15 protein-coding genes are annotated in these 16,739 nt (G+C 73.2%); 7 read left to right on the top strand and 8 right to left on the bottom strand.

Features of this window, described 5'->3' with window-relative positions; all coding sequences use genetic code 11:
- Positions 1-93 precede the first annotated feature (93 nt).
- The gene (locus ACFWGP_RS07825; RefSeq protein WP_376930593.1) at positions 94-1,065 is read left to right on the top strand and encodes an FKBP-type peptidyl-prolyl cis-trans isomerase; all 972 of its coding nucleotides are present in this window, start codon (positions 94-96) and stop codon (positions 1,063-1,065) included.
- A 181-nt stretch (positions 1,066-1,246) separates the two neighbouring features.
- Here ACFWGP_RS07825 and ACFWGP_RS07820 read toward each other — a convergent pair whose 3' ends face one another.
- Positions 1,247-2,101 (bottom strand): energy-coupling factor transporter transmembrane component T, encoded by an 855-nt coding sequence (locus ACFWGP_RS07820; protein WP_376930592.1) that lies wholly within the window; start codon positions 2,099-2,101, stop codon positions 1,247-1,249.
- The gene (locus ACFWGP_RS07815; RefSeq protein WP_376930591.1) at positions 2,098-3,867 is read right to left on the bottom strand and encodes an ABC transporter ATP-binding protein; all 1,770 of its coding nucleotides are present in this window, start codon (positions 3,865-3,867) and stop codon (positions 2,098-2,100) included. The genes ACFWGP_RS07820 and ACFWGP_RS07815 overlap by 4 nt, the downstream gene beginning before the upstream one ends.
- Before the next feature lie 132 nt (positions 3,868-3,999).
- Here ACFWGP_RS07815 and ACFWGP_RS07810 point away from each other — a divergent pair, with 132 nt between their 5' ends.
- Positions 4,000-4,416 carry a transferase gene (locus ACFWGP_RS07810; RefSeq protein WP_275505283.1) on the top strand — a complete coding sequence of 139 codons (417 nt, stop codon included), beginning with the start codon at positions 4,000-4,002 and terminating at the stop codon, positions 4,414-4,416.
- A gap of 23 nt (positions 4,417-4,439) precedes the next feature.
- Here ACFWGP_RS07810 and ACFWGP_RS07805 read toward each other — a convergent pair whose 3' ends face one another.
- Complete coding sequence (locus ACFWGP_RS07805) at positions 4,440-5,492, bottom strand: LLM class flavin-dependent oxidoreductase (RefSeq protein WP_376930590.1); 1,053 nt, start codon at positions 5,490-5,492, stop codon at positions 4,440-4,442.
- Positions 5,493-5,746: 254 nt separating this feature from the next.
- On the opposite strand from ACFWGP_RS07805, the gene ACFWGP_RS07800 reads away from it, so the two are divergent.
- Entirely contained in the window at positions 5,747-7,216 is a 1,470-nt protein-coding gene (locus tag ACFWGP_RS07800) for an FAD-binding oxidoreductase (protein ID WP_376930589.1), read from the top strand.
- Positions 7,217-7,335: 119 nt separating this feature from the next.
- Positions 7,336-8,538: a hypothetical protein gene (locus ACFWGP_RS07795; RefSeq protein WP_231429816.1), complete on the top strand. Its 1,203-nt coding sequence runs from the start codon at positions 7,336-7,338 to the stop codon at positions 8,536-8,538.
- Between the two features lie 78 nt (positions 8,539-8,616).
- Here the strand turns inward: ACFWGP_RS07795 and ACFWGP_RS07790 are convergent, their stop codons facing one another.
- Entirely contained in the window at positions 8,617-8,961 is a 345-nt protein-coding gene (locus ACFWGP_RS07790; RefSeq protein WP_231429817.1) for a hypothetical protein, read from the bottom strand.
- A 94-nt stretch (positions 8,962-9,055) separates the two neighbouring features.
- On the opposite strand from ACFWGP_RS07790, the gene ACFWGP_RS07785 reads away from it, so the two are divergent.
- Positions 9,056-10,060, top strand: a complete 1,005-nt coding sequence (locus tag ACFWGP_RS07785) for an LLM class F420-dependent oxidoreductase (RefSeq protein WP_231429818.1) — start codon at positions 9,056-9,058, stop codon at positions 10,058-10,060.
- A gap of 90 nt (positions 10,061-10,150) precedes the next feature.
- Here the strand turns inward: ACFWGP_RS07785 and ACFWGP_RS07780 are convergent, their stop codons facing one another.
- Both ACFWGP_RS07780 and ACFWGP_RS07775 read right to left on the bottom strand, forming a co-directional pair.
- On the bottom strand, positions 10,151-10,681 hold the full coding sequence (locus ACFWGP_RS07780) for a hypothetical protein (RefSeq protein ID WP_376930588.1): 531 nt from the start codon (positions 10,679-10,681) through the stop codon (positions 10,151-10,153).
- A 147-nt stretch (positions 10,682-10,828) separates the two neighbouring features.
- Entirely contained in the window at positions 10,829-11,062 is a 234-nt protein-coding gene (locus ACFWGP_RS07775; protein WP_255680185.1) for a glutaredoxin domain-containing protein, read from the bottom strand.
- Positions 11,063-11,225: 163 nt separating this feature from the next.
- Here ACFWGP_RS07775 and ACFWGP_RS07770 point away from each other — a divergent pair, with 163 nt between their 5' ends.
- A complete protein-coding gene (locus ACFWGP_RS07770) occupies positions 11,226-11,684 on the top strand; it encodes a PPOX class F420-dependent oxidoreductase (RefSeq protein WP_231429821.1) in 459 nt (152 codons plus the stop codon).
- A gap of 33 nt (positions 11,685-11,717) precedes the next feature.
- Here the strand turns inward: ACFWGP_RS07770 and ACFWGP_RS07765 are convergent, their stop codons facing one another.
- Positions 11,718-15,398 carry a TM0106 family RecB-like putative nuclease gene (locus tag ACFWGP_RS07765; protein WP_376930587.1) on the bottom strand — a complete coding sequence of 1,227 codons (3,681 nt, stop codon included), beginning with the start codon at positions 15,396-15,398 and terminating at the stop codon, positions 11,718-11,720.
- Between the two features lie 124 nt (positions 15,399-15,522).
- On the opposite strand from ACFWGP_RS07765, the gene ACFWGP_RS07760 reads away from it, so the two are divergent.
- A complete protein-coding gene (locus ACFWGP_RS07760; RefSeq protein WP_376930586.1) occupies positions 15,523-15,918 on the top strand; it encodes an MmcQ/YjbR family DNA-binding protein in 396 nt (131 codons plus the stop codon).
- 73 nt (positions 15,919-15,991) lie between these two features.
- Here ACFWGP_RS07760 and ACFWGP_RS07755 read toward each other — a convergent pair whose 3' ends face one another.
- Positions 15,992-16,633: a TetR/AcrR family transcriptional regulator gene (locus ACFWGP_RS07755; RefSeq protein WP_275505289.1), complete on the bottom strand. Its 642-nt coding sequence runs from the start codon at positions 16,631-16,633 to the stop codon at positions 15,992-15,994.
- Positions 16,634-16,739 lie beyond the last annotated feature (106 nt).

Here is a 16,739-nt window from a genome sequence, read left to right as displayed (position 1 = left end):
GCAGATCTCCGGGAATTCAGGAAAGAGAAAGCCGAACAGGGCAGACTGGGATGCCACAGCACCACGTTCTCCGACCGAAACGAGTCCTCTCCCATGAATCGTGCCCTGCGCCGCGGCGCGCCCATCGCGCTCGCCACCTCGGCCGCCCTGCTGCTCGCCGGTTGCGCGGGCAGCGCCGGCCCCGAGGCATCCGAAACTCCCACCGCCGACGCCGCCGCCTGCATGGACGTGCCCTCGGGCGACCTCAGCGACGGCGTGAAGGTCGATGGCGAGTTCTCCGAGAAGCCCACCGCCACCTTCACGACGCCGCTCGAGGCCGACGAGCTGCAGCGCACCGTCGCCATCGAGGGCGACGGCGACGTCACCGAGTCGGGCCAGAAGATCAACGCGGTGGTCACGACCTTCTCGGGCACGTCGGGCGACGAGCTCTTCTCGCAGCCCGCGACCATCGTCGCCGGTGACGACACGCTCTACGAGGCGTTCCTCGCCGGCATCGACTGCGTGCCGATCGGCTCGCGCACCGTGACCGTCGCGCCCGCATCGTCGCTGTACGGCGACACCGGAAACGAGTCGATCGGCATCGTGCCGGGCGAGACCATCGTGATCGTCGTCGACGTCGTCGAGGTGCAGCAGCCGCTCAAGCCCGCCGAGTGGACCGAGAACGTGCCCGAGGTGAAGTGGGGCGCTGAGGGCGAGGCGCCCACGGTGACCCTGCCGAAGACCGACCCGCCGGCCGACCTCCAGCTCAAGGTGCTCGAGGAGGGCGACGGCGCCACCGTGGGCGACGGCGACAGCGTCACCGTTCACTACCAGGGCATCAGCTGGGACACCGGCGAGATCTTCGACCAGAGCTACACCCGCGGCGAGCCGGCGACGTTCACGACCGACGGCGTGATCCAGGGCTTCAGCGCGGCGCTCGTCGGCCAGAAGGTCGGCACGAAGCTCATCGTCACGATCCCGCCGGAGTACGCCTACGGTGCCGAGGAGAGCGACCAGAACCCGCTCGGCGGGCAGACGCTCGTGTTCCTCATCGAGATCCAGGACACCGCGCCCGCCGGCCAGTAGCCGGTCGACGCGAGCGGAGGGGTCGGGCGGCATCGCCCGGCCCCTCCGTCGTCCCGGCGCCGACGGCGCGCTGGAACGACGTTCGGGCGCTGGAACCATGTTCGCCCGCTGGAACCGCGTTCGAACCTGCTTCCAGCGGGCGAACCTGCTTCGAGCCGCGCGGGGAGCAGCGGGATCGACGCTAGAACGCCCTCGTCGCCCAGACGATGAGCGCGCTCGCCGCGACGAACGCCGCCACGAAGACCGTGTCGTGCGCCCGCCACGGCATCAGGTGCCGTTCGGTGCGGGTGCGATGGGCGCCGAACGCGCGGGCATCCATCGCGAGCGCGACCCGCTCGGCGTGCCGGATCGCCGACGCCAGCAGCGGCACCGCCGTGCCGAACGCCCGGCGCACCGCCGCGATCGGCCCGCGACCGGCGACGGTGCCGCGCACCCGATGCGCCGCCCGGATGATCTCGAGCTCGTGCCCGAACCGCGGCACGAACCGCAGTGCGGCGAGCGCCGTGTAGCCGACGCGGTACGGCACCCGCAGGTTCTGCACCGCCGCCCGCACGAACTCGGTGCCGGTCGACGTGAGCCCCGCGATGAGCGAGAGCATCAGCACCGCGAGCACGCGCAGCGCGGTCGCGAGGCCGACGAGGTAGGCGGCGAGCGTGAAGCTCCAGTCGCCGACCCCGAAGAGCACGACGGATGCCTCGGGGCCGGCCACGCTCGACGGGTCGACCCAGATGCCGAAGCTCACGCCGAGCACGAGCGCGGCGACCGGCGTGCCGACGACGAGCGCGGTGACGAGGCCGGCCGAGAGACGTGCGCCGGCCAGCAGCACGACGAGCGCGAACGCGATGAACGCGAGCGGCAGCACGAGGTCGCGGCTGAACACGACGACGATCATCGCGGGCAGCGGCGCCGCGAGCTTGGCGAGCGGGTTGAGGGCGGCGAGCGGGCCCGGGCGGGTGGGCCTGCTCGCCGCGGGGCCGGTGGTGGCGGGGTCGGTCGCGGACTCGTCGTCGACGGACGCCCGCGCGGGCCGACTCACGAGGCGCCCGCCGCGATCGGCAGCTGCGACATTCGGGTCACGCCGTGCCACCCGGGGTGCCGCTCGAGGCCGCGGGTCGCGCGGGCGAGCGGCGGGTGCCGGAGCCCCGACTGCTCGATGAGCGGCCCCGCGAGCACCTCGGCGGTGGGGCCGACGCCGATGAGGCGCCCGTCGGCCATCACGGCGAGTCGGCCCGCGTAGTCCGCGACGAGCTGCAGGTCGTGGGTGACGACGAGCACGGTCGTGCCCTCGTCGTTGAGGGTGCGCAGCATGTCGAGGAGTTCGGCGGCGCGGGCGCGGTCCTGTCCGAAGGTGGGCTCGTCGAGGGCGAGCACCGGGGCGCCGGCCACGAGCGCCGTGCCGACCGACAGCCGGCGCTTCTGCCCGCCGGACAGCAGGAACGGATGCTGCTCCGCGTGTGCTTCGAGGCCGAATCGGCGAAGCATCCGGTCGCGCGCCTCGGTGACCGCCTCGTCGGCGAGACCCTGCAGCCGCAGGCCCTGCTCGAGCTCCTCGCGCACCGTCGGGGCGACGAACTGGTGCTCGGGGTTCTGGAAGACGAAGCCGACGCGGCGCACCCGCTCGCGCGCATCGGCGCGCGCCGGGTCGATGCCGAGCACCTCGACCGTGCCGCGCGGAGCGGGGATCACGCCCGCGAGCGCCTGCAGCAACGAGGTCTTGCCGGCGCCGTTGGTGCCGACGATCGCGAGGAAGTCGCCCGGCGCGACCTCGAGGTCGACGTCGTCGACGACGACCGGCCCCCGCCGGCCTCCTCGCCGCACCGACAGGCCGCGCGCACGGATCGCCGGCGCAGCCTGCGCGGGTGCGCTGCCGGACGGCGCGAGCGACAGCGCCGGTGCGAGCGCCGTCGAGCGCACCGGAGACGAGTCGCCGAGGGGCGGCGGCAGAGTCGGCATCGCATCGAGTGCGGCGCCGAGTTCGGCGGGGGTGAGGGGCAGCGGGCCGATCGGCAGCCCGGCGTCGCGCAGTCGCATCGCGGCGAGCGTCGAGACCGGCAGCCACACGCCGAGCTCGGCCAGCTCATCGGCCCGTTCGCGCAGCGTCTCGCGGGCGGGTCCGTCGACGACGAGGCGCCCGTCGGCATCGAGCACGAGCACCCGGTCGACGAGGTCGACGGCCGCGTCGAGGTTGTGCTCGACGAGCACGATCGCGTGCTCGTCGTCGTCGGCGAGTTCGCGCAGCACGGCGTAGACCTCGTCGATGCCGGCGGGGTCGAGGTTCGCCGTCGGCTCGTCGAGCACGAGCACGGGCGCCGCCATCGCGAGCGCGCAGGCGATCGCGAGCCGCTGCCGCCCGCCGCCGGAGAGCGCGTCGGGGTTCTCGGTGCGACGGTCCCAGAGGCCGACGAGCTTGAGCGCGCGTTCGGCCCGGGCGAGCACGTCGGATGCCTCGACGAGCTGGTTCTCGGGCGCGAAGCAGACCTCGTCGAGCACGGTGCCGGTGACGACCTGCGCGTCGGGGTCCTGGAAGACCATCGCGACGTGCTCGCTCAGCACGCCGACGGGGTGGTCGCGGCTGTCGAGGCCGGCGATGCGCACGGTGCCTGCGAGCTCGGCGGGCACGGCGTGCGGCACGAGCCCGTCGAGCGCGAGCGCGAGGGTCGACTTGCCGCAGCCGCTCGGCCCGAGCACGAGCACGACCTCGCCCGGGGCGACGTCGAACGAGACCTCGGCGGGGGTCGGCCGCTCGGCGCCCTCGTGGCGGATGCTCACGCGGTCGAGCTCGAGAACAGGGGATCCGGGCATGCTTAGGACAGCCTAACTTGCGGCGCTGCCGGGCAGCGGCTCGCCCGGGTTCGACCGCGGGAATACCCCGGTCAGACCCGATGTTGTACTGATGTCCGGCATGTGGAGCCTCCACGCCGGGAGGAGGAGAACGTGGGCATCAGCTATGTCGAGTTCGAGGACGAAGCCGGGATCCTGCGTCGCTATCGCAAGCACGTGAACGGCCGGGGCCTCGTCGCCACGACCGCCAAGGTCGACCCGACCGCGTTCGTCGACCCGACGGCCTACGTCGACCCCGGAGCCGAGGTGCAGCGGGGCGCCCAGATCGGCCCCCGGGCCTGGATCGAGAGCGAGGCGATCGTCGCCGAGCGCGCCGTCGTCGGCGTGAACGCCCGGGTGGGCCGTCACGCGGTCGTCGGCCGCAGCGCCGTGCTCGGGCCGTACGTCACCCTCGGCGCCGGCGCGAAGGTGCACAACGCCGCCCGGGTGCCGCGCGAGACCGTCGTCGCCGACGGCGACGAGTACCGCGCCACGACCAAGGACCTGCGCCGGCTCGGCCTCGCAGCCTGAGCGACCCGCACGCGCCGGTCGAGTCAGGCGGCTGAGAGCGCCCCCGCGAGCAGCTCGAGCGTCTGCTCGCGCCCCGGCGTCGCGTCGGCCGGCTCGGCCGCGTACGAGCCGGAGATCGGCGCGACCATGACCTCGTCGATGCCGTGGCGATCGGCGAGGGCCCTGAGCTCGGACGCCGCGCCCGAGGCATCCGCGATCACCCAGCGTCGTTCCATCGCCGCGATGAGGCCCTCGGCGTCGGAGTCGGCGGGCGCCGCGAGCGCCTCGTCGACCGTCTCGAGCGGTCGCATCGGGCGGTTGAGCCGCAACCGCGCCATCGAGCGCAGCTGCGGCAGCGCGCGCTCGCGGGCCTCTTCGACCGTTGGCGCGACCGAGGCGTTGACCGTGAGGAACGTCTCGGGCTCGCGGTGCGACTCGCTCGGCCGGTACTCCGTGCGGTAGAGCTCGAGCGCGCGCTCGAGCCCGTCGCCCGAGAAGTGGTTGGCGAACACGTACGGCAGGCCCAGCTCGGCGGCGAGCTTCGCCGAGTAGTCGCTCGAGCCCAGCAGCCACAACGTCGGCACGGCGCTCGCCGCGGGGGTCGCCTGGATCGGGTACTCGCGCCCGCTCGTGAGGCGCAGGGTCGCACCGTCGGGGGAGAGCAGCGAGAGGATGTCGGCGACGTGGTCGGGGAACCGGTCGACGTCGGCGGTCGGGCCCGAGACCCGCAGCAGCTGCGTGATCACCGGGTCGCTGCCGGGCGCCCGGCCGATGCCGAGGTCGATCCGCCCCGGCGCGAGGGCCTCGAGCGCGGCGAACTGCTCGGCCACGACGAGCGGCGCGTGGTTCGGCAGCATGACGCCGCCCGAGCCCACCCTGATGCGCTCGGTGCGCGCCGCGATCGACGCGATCAGCACGGGCGGCGTCGTCGAGGCGACGGCCGGCATGTTGTGGTGCTCGGCGAACCAGTAGCGGGTGAAGCCGAGCCGGTCGGCCAGTTGCGCCAGGCGTACGGATGCCGCGACGGCGCCTCCGCTCGTCTGGTCGGTGCGTACGGGAACGAGGTCGAGAACCGAGAGGCGCGGCGAGATGTCCATCCCCAGCGGCAACCGCCGCGAGGCATCCCGTATTCCGGCCCGCGTCCGTGAGTGGAGGCGAAGCGCCGTCTCGAGGCTGCCGCGGGGGACAGGGAAACCCCTGACCCGATCGGAGGGACACCCCGGGTGACCCGGACGTCCGCGACGAATTGGATGGGATCTCGTCGCGAGTGCTGCATCCGTCGATGCGGCCGCCGGGCCGGTTCGAGAACCGAGGCAACCGGCCCGCGAACGCACACCGAAAGGAACCATCCGTGAACACCCCTGTGCCCCCGACCGGCGAGCTCCTCATCGAGGACGCCGTCGACGACCTCGCCCTTCCGCTGCGCGAGGCCTTCGCCCGTCTCGACTCCAGCCTCGGCGGCCGTCTCGTGCTGTCGGGCGATCCCTACTGGGACGCCGCCCGCGCCGCGTGGAACCTCGACGTCGACCAGCGCCCCGCCGCGGTCGTGATCGCCCGCTCGGCCGCCGACATCGTGCGCACCGTCGAGCTCGCGGGCCGCTACGGCCTCGCCGTCGCCCCGCAGGGCACCGGCCACAACGCCGGCCCGCTCGCCGCCGACCACGGCCTCGCCGACGCGATCCTGCTGCGCACCCACGAGCTCCGCGACGTGCACGTCGACGCCCGGCGCCGCGTCGCCCGTGTCGAGGCCGGCGCCCTCTGGGGCGACGTCGTCGCGGCCGCCGCGCCGCACGGCCTCGCCGCGCTCGCCGGGTCGTCGCACGACGTCGGCGTGGTCGGCTACACGCTCGGCGGCGGCGTGAGCTGGCTCGCCCGCTCGCACGGCCTCGCCGCGAACCAGGTGCTCGCGGTCGAGCTCGTCACCGCCGACGGCCGGCACCGCCGGGTCGACGAGGAGCACGACGCCGACCTGTTCTGGGCCGTGCGCGGCGGCGGCGGCGACTTCGGCGTCGTGACGGCGATGGAGTTCCGCCTCTTCCCGATCGCCGAGGTCATGGCGGGCATGCTGCTGTGGCCCGTCGAGCGGGCCGACGAGGTCGCGGCCGTGTGGGCCGAATGGACGAGGCGGGTGCCCGACTCGGTGCAGAGCGTCGTGCGCATCCTGCACCTGCCGCCGCTGCCCGAGCTGCCGCCGTTCCTCGCCGGCCGATCGATCGTCGTGGTCGAGGCGGTGGTGCTCGAGGACCGGGCACGCACGGACGCCCTGCTCGAACCGCTGCGCGCGCTCGCACCCGAGATCGACACCGTGCACGCGCAGCCGCCCGCCGAGCTGCTCGCCCTGCACATGGACCCGCCCGGCCCCGTGCCCGGCCGCGGCGACGGCATGACGCTGCGCGAGCTGACGCCCGCCGCGGTGCGCGCGTTCGTCGGCGCCGTCGGCGCCGGCTCGGGCACGGCCCTCATGACGACCGAGATCCGCCACCTCGGGGGAATGGTCGAACCCGACGCCGCCGTGCTGCGGGCCACCGACCTGGGGCTGCCGACGCCGGGTGCGACCGCGGGTTTCGACGCCGGCTACCTGCTCTACAGCGCCGCGATCGCGGTGCCCGGCGCCGACGAGGCGATCGCCCGATCGCTCGGCCGGCTGCTCTCGTCGATGGAGCCGTGGCGGGCGCCGCAGGAGTACCTCAACTTCGCCGAGCACCGCCGCGACGCCGAGCGCCTCTTCGGCGGTCGCGACGGCCGGCTCGCCCGCCTGCGCGCGATCAAGCGGGCCGTCGACCCGACGCGCCTGATCCGCTCGAACCACCCGGTGGGGTGAATGTTCGCGGCGCGCTGAACGTCGGCTCCGACCCGCAGATGGGGGTGTCGCTCGCGCGCCGGCCTTCATAGGCTGGGGGCGAGCGACATCGTCGTCGCGCGAACTCGGGGGAGGAACGAATGACCGTCCACTACGAACTACCCACCACTGCCGATTTCGCAGCCCTTGCGGGGGCGCATCATCCCGCCGTCACCATCTACGCGGCGACCTCGCCCGTCGTGAGCGAGCGGGAGCGCGCCGAGGTCGCCGTGAAGAGCGCCTTCGACGAGGCGATCGACCGGATCAAGCAGGGTGGGGCATCGGCCGCCGAACTCACGGCGCTGCGCGAGGAGCGCGACGCGATCCTGCGCGACCAGCGCCTCTGGGGCGGCCTCGCCCGCTCGATGGCCATCTTCGTCGCCCCGGGTTTCAGCGAGGTCTTCGTGCTGCCGAACCGTCTCGACGACGCCTGGCACGTCGGCTCGCACTTCACGCTGGGGCAGCTGCTGCGCGCCCCCAGCCAAGACCAGGAGGCGTTCGCCCTCACCCTGTCGGCGCACGAATGGGCCGTCTGGCACGCCACGCCGACCGACCGCGCGTCGAAGCTCGACGTCGACCAGACGGGCGCCGCGAACCTCGACGAGGCCACGAACCGCGAGCCCGACGAAGACCGGCCGCGCGGCTCGAGCCACGGCACCGCCAGCCAGTTCGGCGGCGCGAGCCGGCTGCTCGGCGACGAGGGCCGCAAGAAGCTGCTCGACCAGTACTCGAAGCGCGTCATCGAGATCGCCCGCCGCGAGCTGCTCGCGCTCGATCCCGAAGAGCGGGTGCCCGTGTTCGTGTTCGCCGCCGAACCGCTCCTCAGCCTGTTCCTCGCGAACACCCGCAACTCGCGGCGTGTCATAGCCGTGCCCGGATCGCCCGACCGCCTCGGCGCCGCCGAGGTCGACGAGGCGGTTCGACAGCAGCTCGGTGCGCTCAACGTGCGCGAGGCCGAGCAGTCGCTGCGCCAGCTCTCCGAGGGCACGGCGGGCCGCATCGAGCGCGACCTCGCCGCGATCGGACGGGAGGCGGCCGACGGCGCCGTCGAGACGCTCTGGTTCGACTTCACGACCTCCGTCAACGGCACGCTCGACCGCGACTCGGGTGCGATCGAGTTCGCGAGCGGCAACGGGGCGGGGGAGGCCCTCGCCGACGGCACGCACGCGGGCGACCTGCTGCCGCAGCTCGCCCTCCTCGTCATCGCCAAGGGCGGCAAGGTCGTCACGGTCCGCAGCGACGACCTCGACGGCACCGTGTGGTCGGGCCCCGCGGTCGCCGAGTTGCGGTACGCGCTCGCCTGACGCACGACACGACGGATGCCTCGGGGCCGGCCCCGAGGCATCCGTCGTGTCGTGGTCGCGCGCCGCCGGGGCGCCGGCTCAGCGGAACGCGGGAACGCGTTCGCGCAGCGCGAGCCGGAAGCCCTCGCGCCAGCGGAACCGGATGATGATCTCCTGGGCGTGGAGGTCCTCGATGATGGCCTCGACGGGCACCTCGGTGAGCACTCGCGGGCGCGGTTCGCCCGGTGCGGTCTCGCGGAGTTCGAGCCACAGGCTCTCGGGGTGGGCGACGACGCCCGGGTTGGCGGCGACGAGTTCGAGGTGCCAGCCGTGGCTCGGGGCGAGCCCGTGGCCGGTCACGCGGATGAGGCGCGCGTCGCAGGTCTCGACGACCGTGGCATCGAAGTCGGAGGCGGAGTAATCGCAGTGGAGCTGACCGTTCATTGGGCCGACGGTACGCCTCGACCCGGACCGCGGCCTCAGTGCTGACGCTGAATCCCGGAACGGGCTCGCCCCCGGATGCTCATAGGCTGACGGAATGCGATTCGGAATGTTCGTACCTCAGGGATGGCGCTTCGACCTCGTGGGCATCGACCCCGCCGAGCACTGGGCGGTGATGAGCGACGTGGCGTCCTTCGCCGACGGCGCCGACTCGCCGTTCGAGTCGATCTGGGTCTACGACCACTTCCACACGACGCCCGAGCCGTCGCCGACCGAGGCCACGCACGAGGCGTGGAGCCTCATGGCCGCGTTCGCCGCGTCGACCTCCCGCGTGCGCCTGGGCCAGATGTGCACGTGCATGAGCTACCGCAACCCCGCCTACCTCGCGAAGGTCGCGGCGACGACCGACCTGATCTCGGGTGGCCGCGTCGAGATGGGCATCGGCGGCGGCTGGTACGAGCACGAGTGGCGCGCATACGGTTACGGCTTCCCACCCGTGCCCGAGCGGCTCGGGCGCCTGCGCGAGGGCGTCGAGATCATGCGCCAGGCGTGGACGACCGGGCAGGCGACCCTCGACGGCCGGTACTACCAGGTCGACGGAGCGATCGTGCAGCCGAGGCCGCTGCAGGCCGGCGGCATCCCGATCTGGGTGGCCGGCGGCGGCGAGCAGGTGACGCTCAAGATCGCGGCGACGTACGCCGACTACACGAACTTCACGGGTTCGCTCGAGGAGTTCGCGCACAAGGACGACGTGCTGCGCGGCCATTGCGAGGCGATCGGGCGGGATGCCTCGGCGATCACCCGCTCGATGAACTTCAACACCGTGGTCGGCTCGTCGACGGCGGATGTCGCGGCCCGCCTCGCCCGCATCGAGGAGCGGCTCGTTCCGCACCTGGGCGCCGACGGTGCCGCGAAGGCCGTCGAGAGCTACTACGTCACCGCGCCCGGCGCGCTCGTCGGCACGCCCGACGAGATCATCGCGAAGCTCGAGCAGCGCCGTGCGGTGGGGCTCGACTACGCGATCCTCTACGCGCCCGAGGCGGCGTACGACCGCTCGGGGCTCGAGCTGTTCGCAGCTGAGGTCGTGCCGGCGCTGCGCTGAGCGGGCCCCGCGTAGTTCAGGACGAGTCGGGCTGGTGCGTACGCGAGCGTGCGATCGCGCTCGTCCTGAATACTGCGGGCGGCGCCGCGGTCAGGCGTTGAGTGCGGGCTTCAGCGGTCGTGTCCGGACGTCGGCGCCTGCGACGCTGATCGTGATGCCGTGCGCCTCGATCGGCACGGCGATGAGGTCGCCGACCGCGAGGTCGCCGGGCAGTTCGAGCGGCGCGAGCGCGAGGCGTCCACCCGCCGCGAAGCGGACCGAGACGGGCGCCACGCGCGCGGTCGACGCGCGACCGAGGAGGCGGGCCTCCGCCCAGTCGGGGCGATGGGGTCCGAATCCTGCGTCGAGCTCGGCCTCACGGCGGCCGCCGACGGTCGAGATCGCGCGCACGGCGGCGAGCACGACGCCGAGGTGCCGCGTGCGGCCGACCCCTCCGGTGCGCGCCGGGGCGGGATCCAGGTGCGCGAACGGGGTGCCGTCGCGTTCGGCGAGGCGGAGCATCGAGAACCCGCCGACGATGACATCGGTCGTCGTGACGCGGGTGCCCGCGGGCCAGTGCTCGGGCGCGATCGGATCGGGGATCGAGCGCCGCAACGTCGGCAGCAGGCGCGTGAGCGTCATGCGTGGCACCGCGAGGTCGAAGGCATGTCTCCGTTGTACGCCGGGTCGGCTGGACGTGCGCGATTGTTACGCGACCCGAACGGCGTGCACGCGGGAACTCACGCGTTGCTCACGGCGATCCCGGCTCGGGTGTCGCCCCGCAGCGAGTTACGCGGCGAGTTCCTCGTCGAGCTTCGCGCCGAGCTCGGCGTCGGTGGGCTCGGTGAAGTGCGTGCCGTCGGGGAAGACGACCACGGGGATGTTCGTGCGGCCCGAGATCGACTTCGCGATGTCGGCGGCCTCGACGTTCACCTCGAGGTCGACGTACTCGTAGTCGACGCCGCGGGCGTCGAGCAGTCGCTTCGAACGGCGGCAGTCGCCGCACCAGGCGGCGCCGTACATGGTGATGCGGTCGGGGTGCGTTGCAGAGGAAGTCACGTGCATACCCTACGCAGGAACCCTCTGCGATATTCCCGAGCGCGGCGTGCGGCCCGCTCGACGGATGTTCCGCGTCTTCGACCGTCATCGACGGAATGCCGCGACGTCGAACCGGGTTCGCCCTGACATGACGAAGAACGCCGGACCCGTGCCGCTCACCGAGGCCGAAGCCTCCGACCTGCTCGCCGCCCAGAACTTCGGCGTGCTCGCCACGCTGAAGCGCGACGGGCAGCCGCACCTGACGACGATGCTCTACGGCTGGGATGCCTCGGCCGGCGTCGCGCGCTTCTCGACGACGAGCACCCGGCTCAAGGCGACGCATCTCAGGCGCAACCCGAGGGCGACGCTGCACGTCTCGGCCGACGACCATTGGTCGTACGCCGCGGTCGAGGGACTCGCCGAAGTGTCGGCGCCGACCGTCGAGCCCGGTGACGCGGTCGGGCGGGAGCTGCTCGCGCTCGTGCCGGAGGCCGCTCGCCCCGCGGACCCCAGCGACTTCTTCGACGAGGCGGTCGCGGAGGGCCGGGTCGTCATCCGGCTGCGAGCCGAGCGCCTGGGCGGCACCCGCCTCGACTTCGGGAACTGAGCGGCGCAGAGACCGTTCCGCGCGGAGCGCTGCTCAGCTCACGACGCTCGGCTCGGCCACCCGCGGCTCGAGGGGCGCCGCGCGGGAACCGCGTGCGTCGACGAGCCGCATGAAGGCGCTGAGCTGCGCGACGCCCTCGGCCCGGTGGGGCAGCCCGTCGAGCAGCCCGGGGGAGTACACGAGATACGCCGCCCACTTGGCTCGCGAGATCGCGACGTTCAGCCGGTTCTTCAGCAGCAGGAACTCGAGTCCGCGGGGCGCGCTCGCCGCCGAGGATGCCGCGAGCGAGACGATCGCGACCACCGCCTCCTGGCCTTGGAACTTGTCGACCGTGCCGACGGGGACGTCGGCGAACCCGGCCGCGTCGAGCGCCTCGCGCACCGTGCCGAGCTGGGCGTTGTAGGGCGTCACGACGATGAGGTCGCGCTGGTCGAGCGGTCTCGGCGGCGACATCGCGGGCCCGGTCGGCGAGTCGGTCGCGTCGGTCCAGTCGCGGCCGATGAGCGAGCGCACGAGGTGCACGACCGCGTCGGCCTCTTCGGGTGAGAAGGTCGAGTTGCCCTCGTGCTCGACGGGGATCGGCGTGACCCCGGGCGCGACGCCTTCGAGCGCACGACCGGCCGCCACCGGGTGGGAGCGCAGTTCGCCCTCGTACGACAGCCGCGACACCGGTGCCGCGACGGCGGGGTGCATGCGCCGGCTCTCGGCGAGGAAGTAGCCGTACTCGGGCGGCAGCACGTCGTGGCCGTCGGCGACCCAGCCGAGCGCCGAGGCGTTGACCGGCTCGGGATGCAGCGCCTGGCTCACCTGCGGCAGCTGCTGCGGATCGCCGAGCAGCAGCAGCCGCTTCGCCGACACCGAGACGGCGATCGTCGAGGCGAGTGAGAACTGCCCCGCCTCGTCGATGACGAGGAGGTCGAGCGAGGCTCGCGGAATGCGTCGGACGTTGCAGAAGTCCCATGCCGTGCCGCCGATGACGTACCCGCCGGGGCGCTCGGCGGCGAAGGCCGCCACGTCGTCTTTGCGGGCGAGTGCCGTGAACCCGTGCCGGTCGGCCTCGCCGGCGTCTTTCAGGTGCTTCGCGACGAGGTCGCCGTCGAGCCCCGCGGTGTTCACGACCGAGTCGAGCACGTTCTCGACGACCGAGTGGGACTGCGCGACGACGCCGATTCGCCAACCGTGGTCGCGCACGAGCGCGGCGATCACATGGGCGGCGAGGTAGGTCTTGCCGGTGCCGGGCGGGCCCTGCACGGCGAGGTACGAGCGTTCGAGGCGCCGCACCGACTCGACGACGGCGGACTGGTAGTCGTGCGCGGCGTCGAGCGGCGCGAGGCCGCCGATCGCGCGCGGCGGACGCCGCCGCAGGATGTCCATCGCGGGGTCGAGCGGCAGCTCGGGCGCGCGCCCGGGAATCGGGGCGGCCCACTCGGCGATCGCGTCGCGCAGCGCGTCGGCGCGGGGCGGGGCCCCGGGGGCGATCGCGAGGGGCAGGTCGCGCCATGTGATGCCGGGATGGCCGCGCTCCTCGACGCGCACGCCCGCATCGGTCACCTCGACCACGGTCGCGTTGGACCACGCGCGCTGGCCCGGCCGGGTCGACTGCGACGGGAACGGTGCCGGCCAGTCGTAGAGCAGGAAGACGTCGCCGCCCACGCTGAACCGCGAACCCGGTGCGATCCGCCCGTCGAGCAGCAGCTCGCGACGCGCGCTGTTCCACCGGGGCTCCTCGTACCAGTTGCCGATCGCGCGCGAGCGCGCCGGGTCGACGACGAGCACGTCGCGGTGCTCCTCCCAGCTCTCGATGGGCTGGTCGCAGCGCAGGTAGTGCGACCACCAGAAGCTCTTCGCCTCGCGGGCGTGGTAGTCGATCGCCGCCGAGGCGAGCGCGAGGGCCTCGGTGTCGGCGTCGCGACGCGCGGTGCCGATCGCGGTCGCGACACCGCCGGCCCTCGCCGCGGACCGCTCGGCCCGCTCTTCGCGATCGCGTACGAGCGACTTGAGCTGCAGCGCCAGCGGCGAGGCCTCGTAGATCTTGCCCTCGGCGCGGTCGGCCAGGAGCGACGCCGCGACCGGCCGGACGCCCTCGCGCGCACCGACCGCGAGCAGCCAGTCGCGCAGGCGCAGCGTCGACACGCAGTCGTACCGGTTGTAGTCGGCGAGGTCGTCGAGGATGCGCGCTGCCTCGGCCGCGGCATCCGCAGCCTCGACGGGTGACGCCGGGCCGATCGCCAGTGCGAGCGCCTGCAGCTCGCCCGCGCGCACGTACTCGGTGATCGAGTCGGCGCCGGACTTCACGTCGGCCTCGCGGAGCTCGGAGCCCATGTACAACGGCTCGAGCTTCTTGATCGAGTACGAGCGGCTGCCCACGCGCACCGCGCGCTTCACGATCGGGTAGAGGTCGACGAGCACGCCGTCGGCCAGCAGCTGGTCGACCTCGGCCTCGCCGACGCCGTGCCGGGCGGCGATCGACGTCAGGTGGGTGCGCTCGTAGCTCGCGTAGTGGAAGATGTGCAGGTCGGGATGCACCTGCCGACGCAGCGTCACGAACTCGAGGAAGCGCTCGAGCGCGACGCGCTCTTCGGCGAACGAGTGCGCCCAGAACGCCGTATAGGTCTCGGAGTTGTCGACCATGCCCCAGAGGTAGTCGAGGTTCCACTTCGTGCCGTCGCCCTCGGTGTAGAGCGGGTCGCCCTCGAAGTCGAAGAAGAGGTCGCCCGGGCTCGGCTCGGGGATCGCCGCGATCGCGCGGGCATCGCGCACGCCGACGGGCGGCGGCAGCGGCGGGTCGCCCTCGCGCCACGCGCCCGACGCGACGGCCTCGGTCGCCTCGACCTCGGCCCGCAGTTGCAGGCGGGCCTGGGCGCGGAGGTTGTCGAGCGTCGCCTCCATCACGTGCGGCACGGGATCGTGGGAGGCCGCGAGGGCGTCGATCGTCGTGATGCCGGCCGCGGCGAGGGGCTCGCGCTGGGTGACGCGCAGCCCGCCGACCATGAGCACGTCGCGGTTCGCCTGCACCTCGAGCTCGCAGGTGGGGCACCGGCCGTCTTGCGTGTAGAGCGGGTCGCCCCAGGCGACCGGGCCGGCGTCGGCCACGCGGTCGGCGACGATGCGCTGCAGGCGCCCGATGCGTTCGCGGTAGACGGGCAGGATGTCGTCGAGCCGGTGCGCGCTCACCGAACCGTCGCCGAGCAGCAGCTCGACCGTGTCGTCGAGCTGCACGCCGAGCCGCGTGAGCTGCTCGGCGTAGGCGGCGAGCTGCAGCAGGGCGGTGACGCGCGCGTGCCGGGCGAGCTTCGAGTCCTGCACCCGGTACCGGCCGTCGGGCTGGCGCACGATGAAGTCGGCGAAGCCGATGAACCCCTGCCCCGGCACGGGCTCGTCGGAGAAGGTCGCCTGGAACACGACCGGCGCACCCGCCTCGAACGCCGCGATCGTGGCGTTCGTCGCCGCGGCCACCGCCTCGGCGTCGCGCACGTCGGGTCGATCGATCTCGACGACGCCCGGCCCGAACTCGGCGCGGTACCGCTCGAGCACCCGCAGTTCGTGCGCGTCGCCGAGCTCGCCGGCACGGCGCAGCATCGGGTCGTCGAGCGGGGCGAACAGCGTGTCGCGACCGAGCTTCACGTCGAGCTCGCGCAGGAAGGCGAACTCGCAGTCGCTCGCCTTCTTGAGGTCGCTCGCACTCGTCACGACGATGCCGTTCAGCAGGTACATCGTGCTCCTCTCGCCGGGCGTGCTCCCAAGGTAGCGTCAGCGTGCGACATCGGTCGGGCGAGCGAGGCGGCTCGAGTGGGCCCGGGGGATGCCGCGGCCGACCCCGCGGCGTAGGGTGACGCCCATGGCCGACTGGGAGCTGCTGCGGCGCCTCGCGCTCGCGCTGCCCGACACGAGCGAGGCGGTGAGCTGGGGCTCGGCGCACTGGCGCGTGCGCGGCAAGGGGTTCGTGTGGGAGCGGCCGCTGCGCAAGACCGACCTCGCGCACCTCGGCCTCGACGAGCAGCCCGGCCCGATCATGGGGGCCCGCGTCGAGGATGAACACGAGAAGCTCGGGCTCATCGACGAGGATCCCGATGTGTTCTTCACCATTCCCCACTTCGACGGGTGGCCCGCGATCCTCGCGCGGCTCGACCGCATCGGCGACGAGCGGCTCGCCGAACTCGTCGAGGAGGCGTGGCTCGTGATGGCACCGCCGAAGCTCGCGCGGGCACGGCTCGACGGGCGGTCGGTCGAGTAGCGAAGCGGACCGGCACAGGCGGGGCCGTGGTCCCGACACGGCGCTGCGCGCCTGCTCGACCGGCGAGTCGCGCCTACTCGACGACCGGAACGTGGGACCCGAGCGCACCGCGCGCGAGCCCGAGCATGCCCTCGACCGCGTGCGCGGTCAGCTCGCCGCGGTGCGCCGAGTCGCCCCAGCGCACGAGCGCCTGGGCGTTGAGCCCGTCGACCATGCCGAGGAGCTGCCATGCGACGCCCGAGGCATCCGTCGTCTCGAAGTCGCCCGAGCGCACGCCCGCCTCGATGACGCCCTGCAGCACCGACTGCCAGGCGTCCATCTGCTCGCGCACCGCCCGGGCCAGGCTCTCGTTGCGCCGGCCGAGGGCCCAGGCCTCGACCCAGACCACCGTGACGTCGTCGCGGGTGCCGTCGAGCACGGTGCGGATGATGCCGCTGAGCTGCGCGCGCGGCCCGTCGAGCGTTGCGACGAGACCCTCGACCTCGGCGATCTCGGCGCCGACGACGGTCGAGAAGGTGCTCGCGATGAGCGACTCCATGCTCGGCACGTAGTGGGCGACGAGGGCGGGGGCGACGCCGGCCCGCGCGGCGACGGCGCGCAGGGTGACGGCCGCGAGTCCCTCTTCGAGCGCCAGTCGGTGCGCGGCCCGGGCGATGTCGCGGGTGCGCTCGTCGGGCGACTTGCGGGCGGCGCGGGGTCGGGTCGGCGTTGACATGATCACCCATTGTAGGTAATCTCGCAGCAATATTGATCATTTGGTCAATAAAGGCGGCATCCGCATCGAACGCGAAGACCGCACCACGAACGAACCGCACCATCTC

Origin of the sequence: Agromyces sp. NPDC127015 (assembly GCF_042725165.1) — a bacterium.
Lineage (GTDB): Bacteria > Actinomycetota > Actinomycetes > Actinomycetales > Microbacteriaceae > Agromyces > Agromyces chromiiresistens.
Note: the sequence above shows the minus strand (reverse complement) of the source record. Positions and strands in the feature narration are given on the sequence as shown.

Bases quoted from the DNA above. Each gene is read 5' to 3' on its own strand.
- ACFWGP_RS07765 (WP_376930587.1), bottom strand. From the start codon at position 15,398: ATGTACCTGCTGAACGGCATCGTCGTGACGAGTGCGAGCGACCTCAAG.
- ACFWGP_RS07790 (WP_231429817.1), bottom strand. From the start codon at position 8,961: ATGAACGGTCAGCTCCACTGCGATTACTCCGCCTCCGACTTCGATGCC.
- ACFWGP_RS07760 (WP_376930586.1), top strand. From the start codon at position 15,523: ATGGCCGACTGGGAGCTGCTGCGGCGCCTCGCGCTCGCGCTGCCCGAC.
- ACFWGP_RS07805 (WP_376930590.1), bottom strand. From the start codon at position 5,492: ATGGACATCTCGCCGCGCCTCTCGGTTCTCGACCTCGTTCCCGTACGC.
- ACFWGP_RS07755 (WP_275505289.1), bottom strand. From the start codon at position 16,633: ATGTCAACGCCGACCCGACCCCGCGCCGCCCGCAAGTCGCCCGACGAG.
- ACFWGP_RS07795 (WP_231429816.1), top strand. From the start codon at position 7,336: ATGACCGTCCACTACGAACTACCCACCACTGCCGATTTCGCAGCCCTT.
- ACFWGP_RS07815 (WP_376930591.1), bottom strand. From the start codon at position 3,867: ATGCCCGGATCCCCTGTTCTCGAGCTCGACCGCGTGAGCATCCGCCAC.
- ACFWGP_RS07780 (WP_376930588.1), bottom strand. From the start codon at position 10,681: ATGACGCTCACGCGCCTGCTGCCGACGTTGCGGCGCTCGATCCCCGAT.
- ACFWGP_RS07775 (WP_255680185.1), bottom strand. From the start codon at position 11,062: ATGTACGGCGCCGCCTGGTGCGGCGACTGCCGCCGTTCGAAGCGACTG.
- ACFWGP_RS07825 (WP_376930593.1), top strand. From the start codon at position 94: ATGAATCGTGCCCTGCGCCGCGGCGCGCCCATCGCGCTCGCCACCTCG.
- ACFWGP_RS07785 (WP_231429818.1), top strand. From the start codon at position 9,056: ATGCGATTCGGAATGTTCGTACCTCAGGGATGGCGCTTCGACCTCGTG.
- ACFWGP_RS07770 (WP_231429821.1), top strand. From the start codon at position 11,226: ATGACGAAGAACGCCGGACCCGTGCCGCTCACCGAGGCCGAAGCCTCC.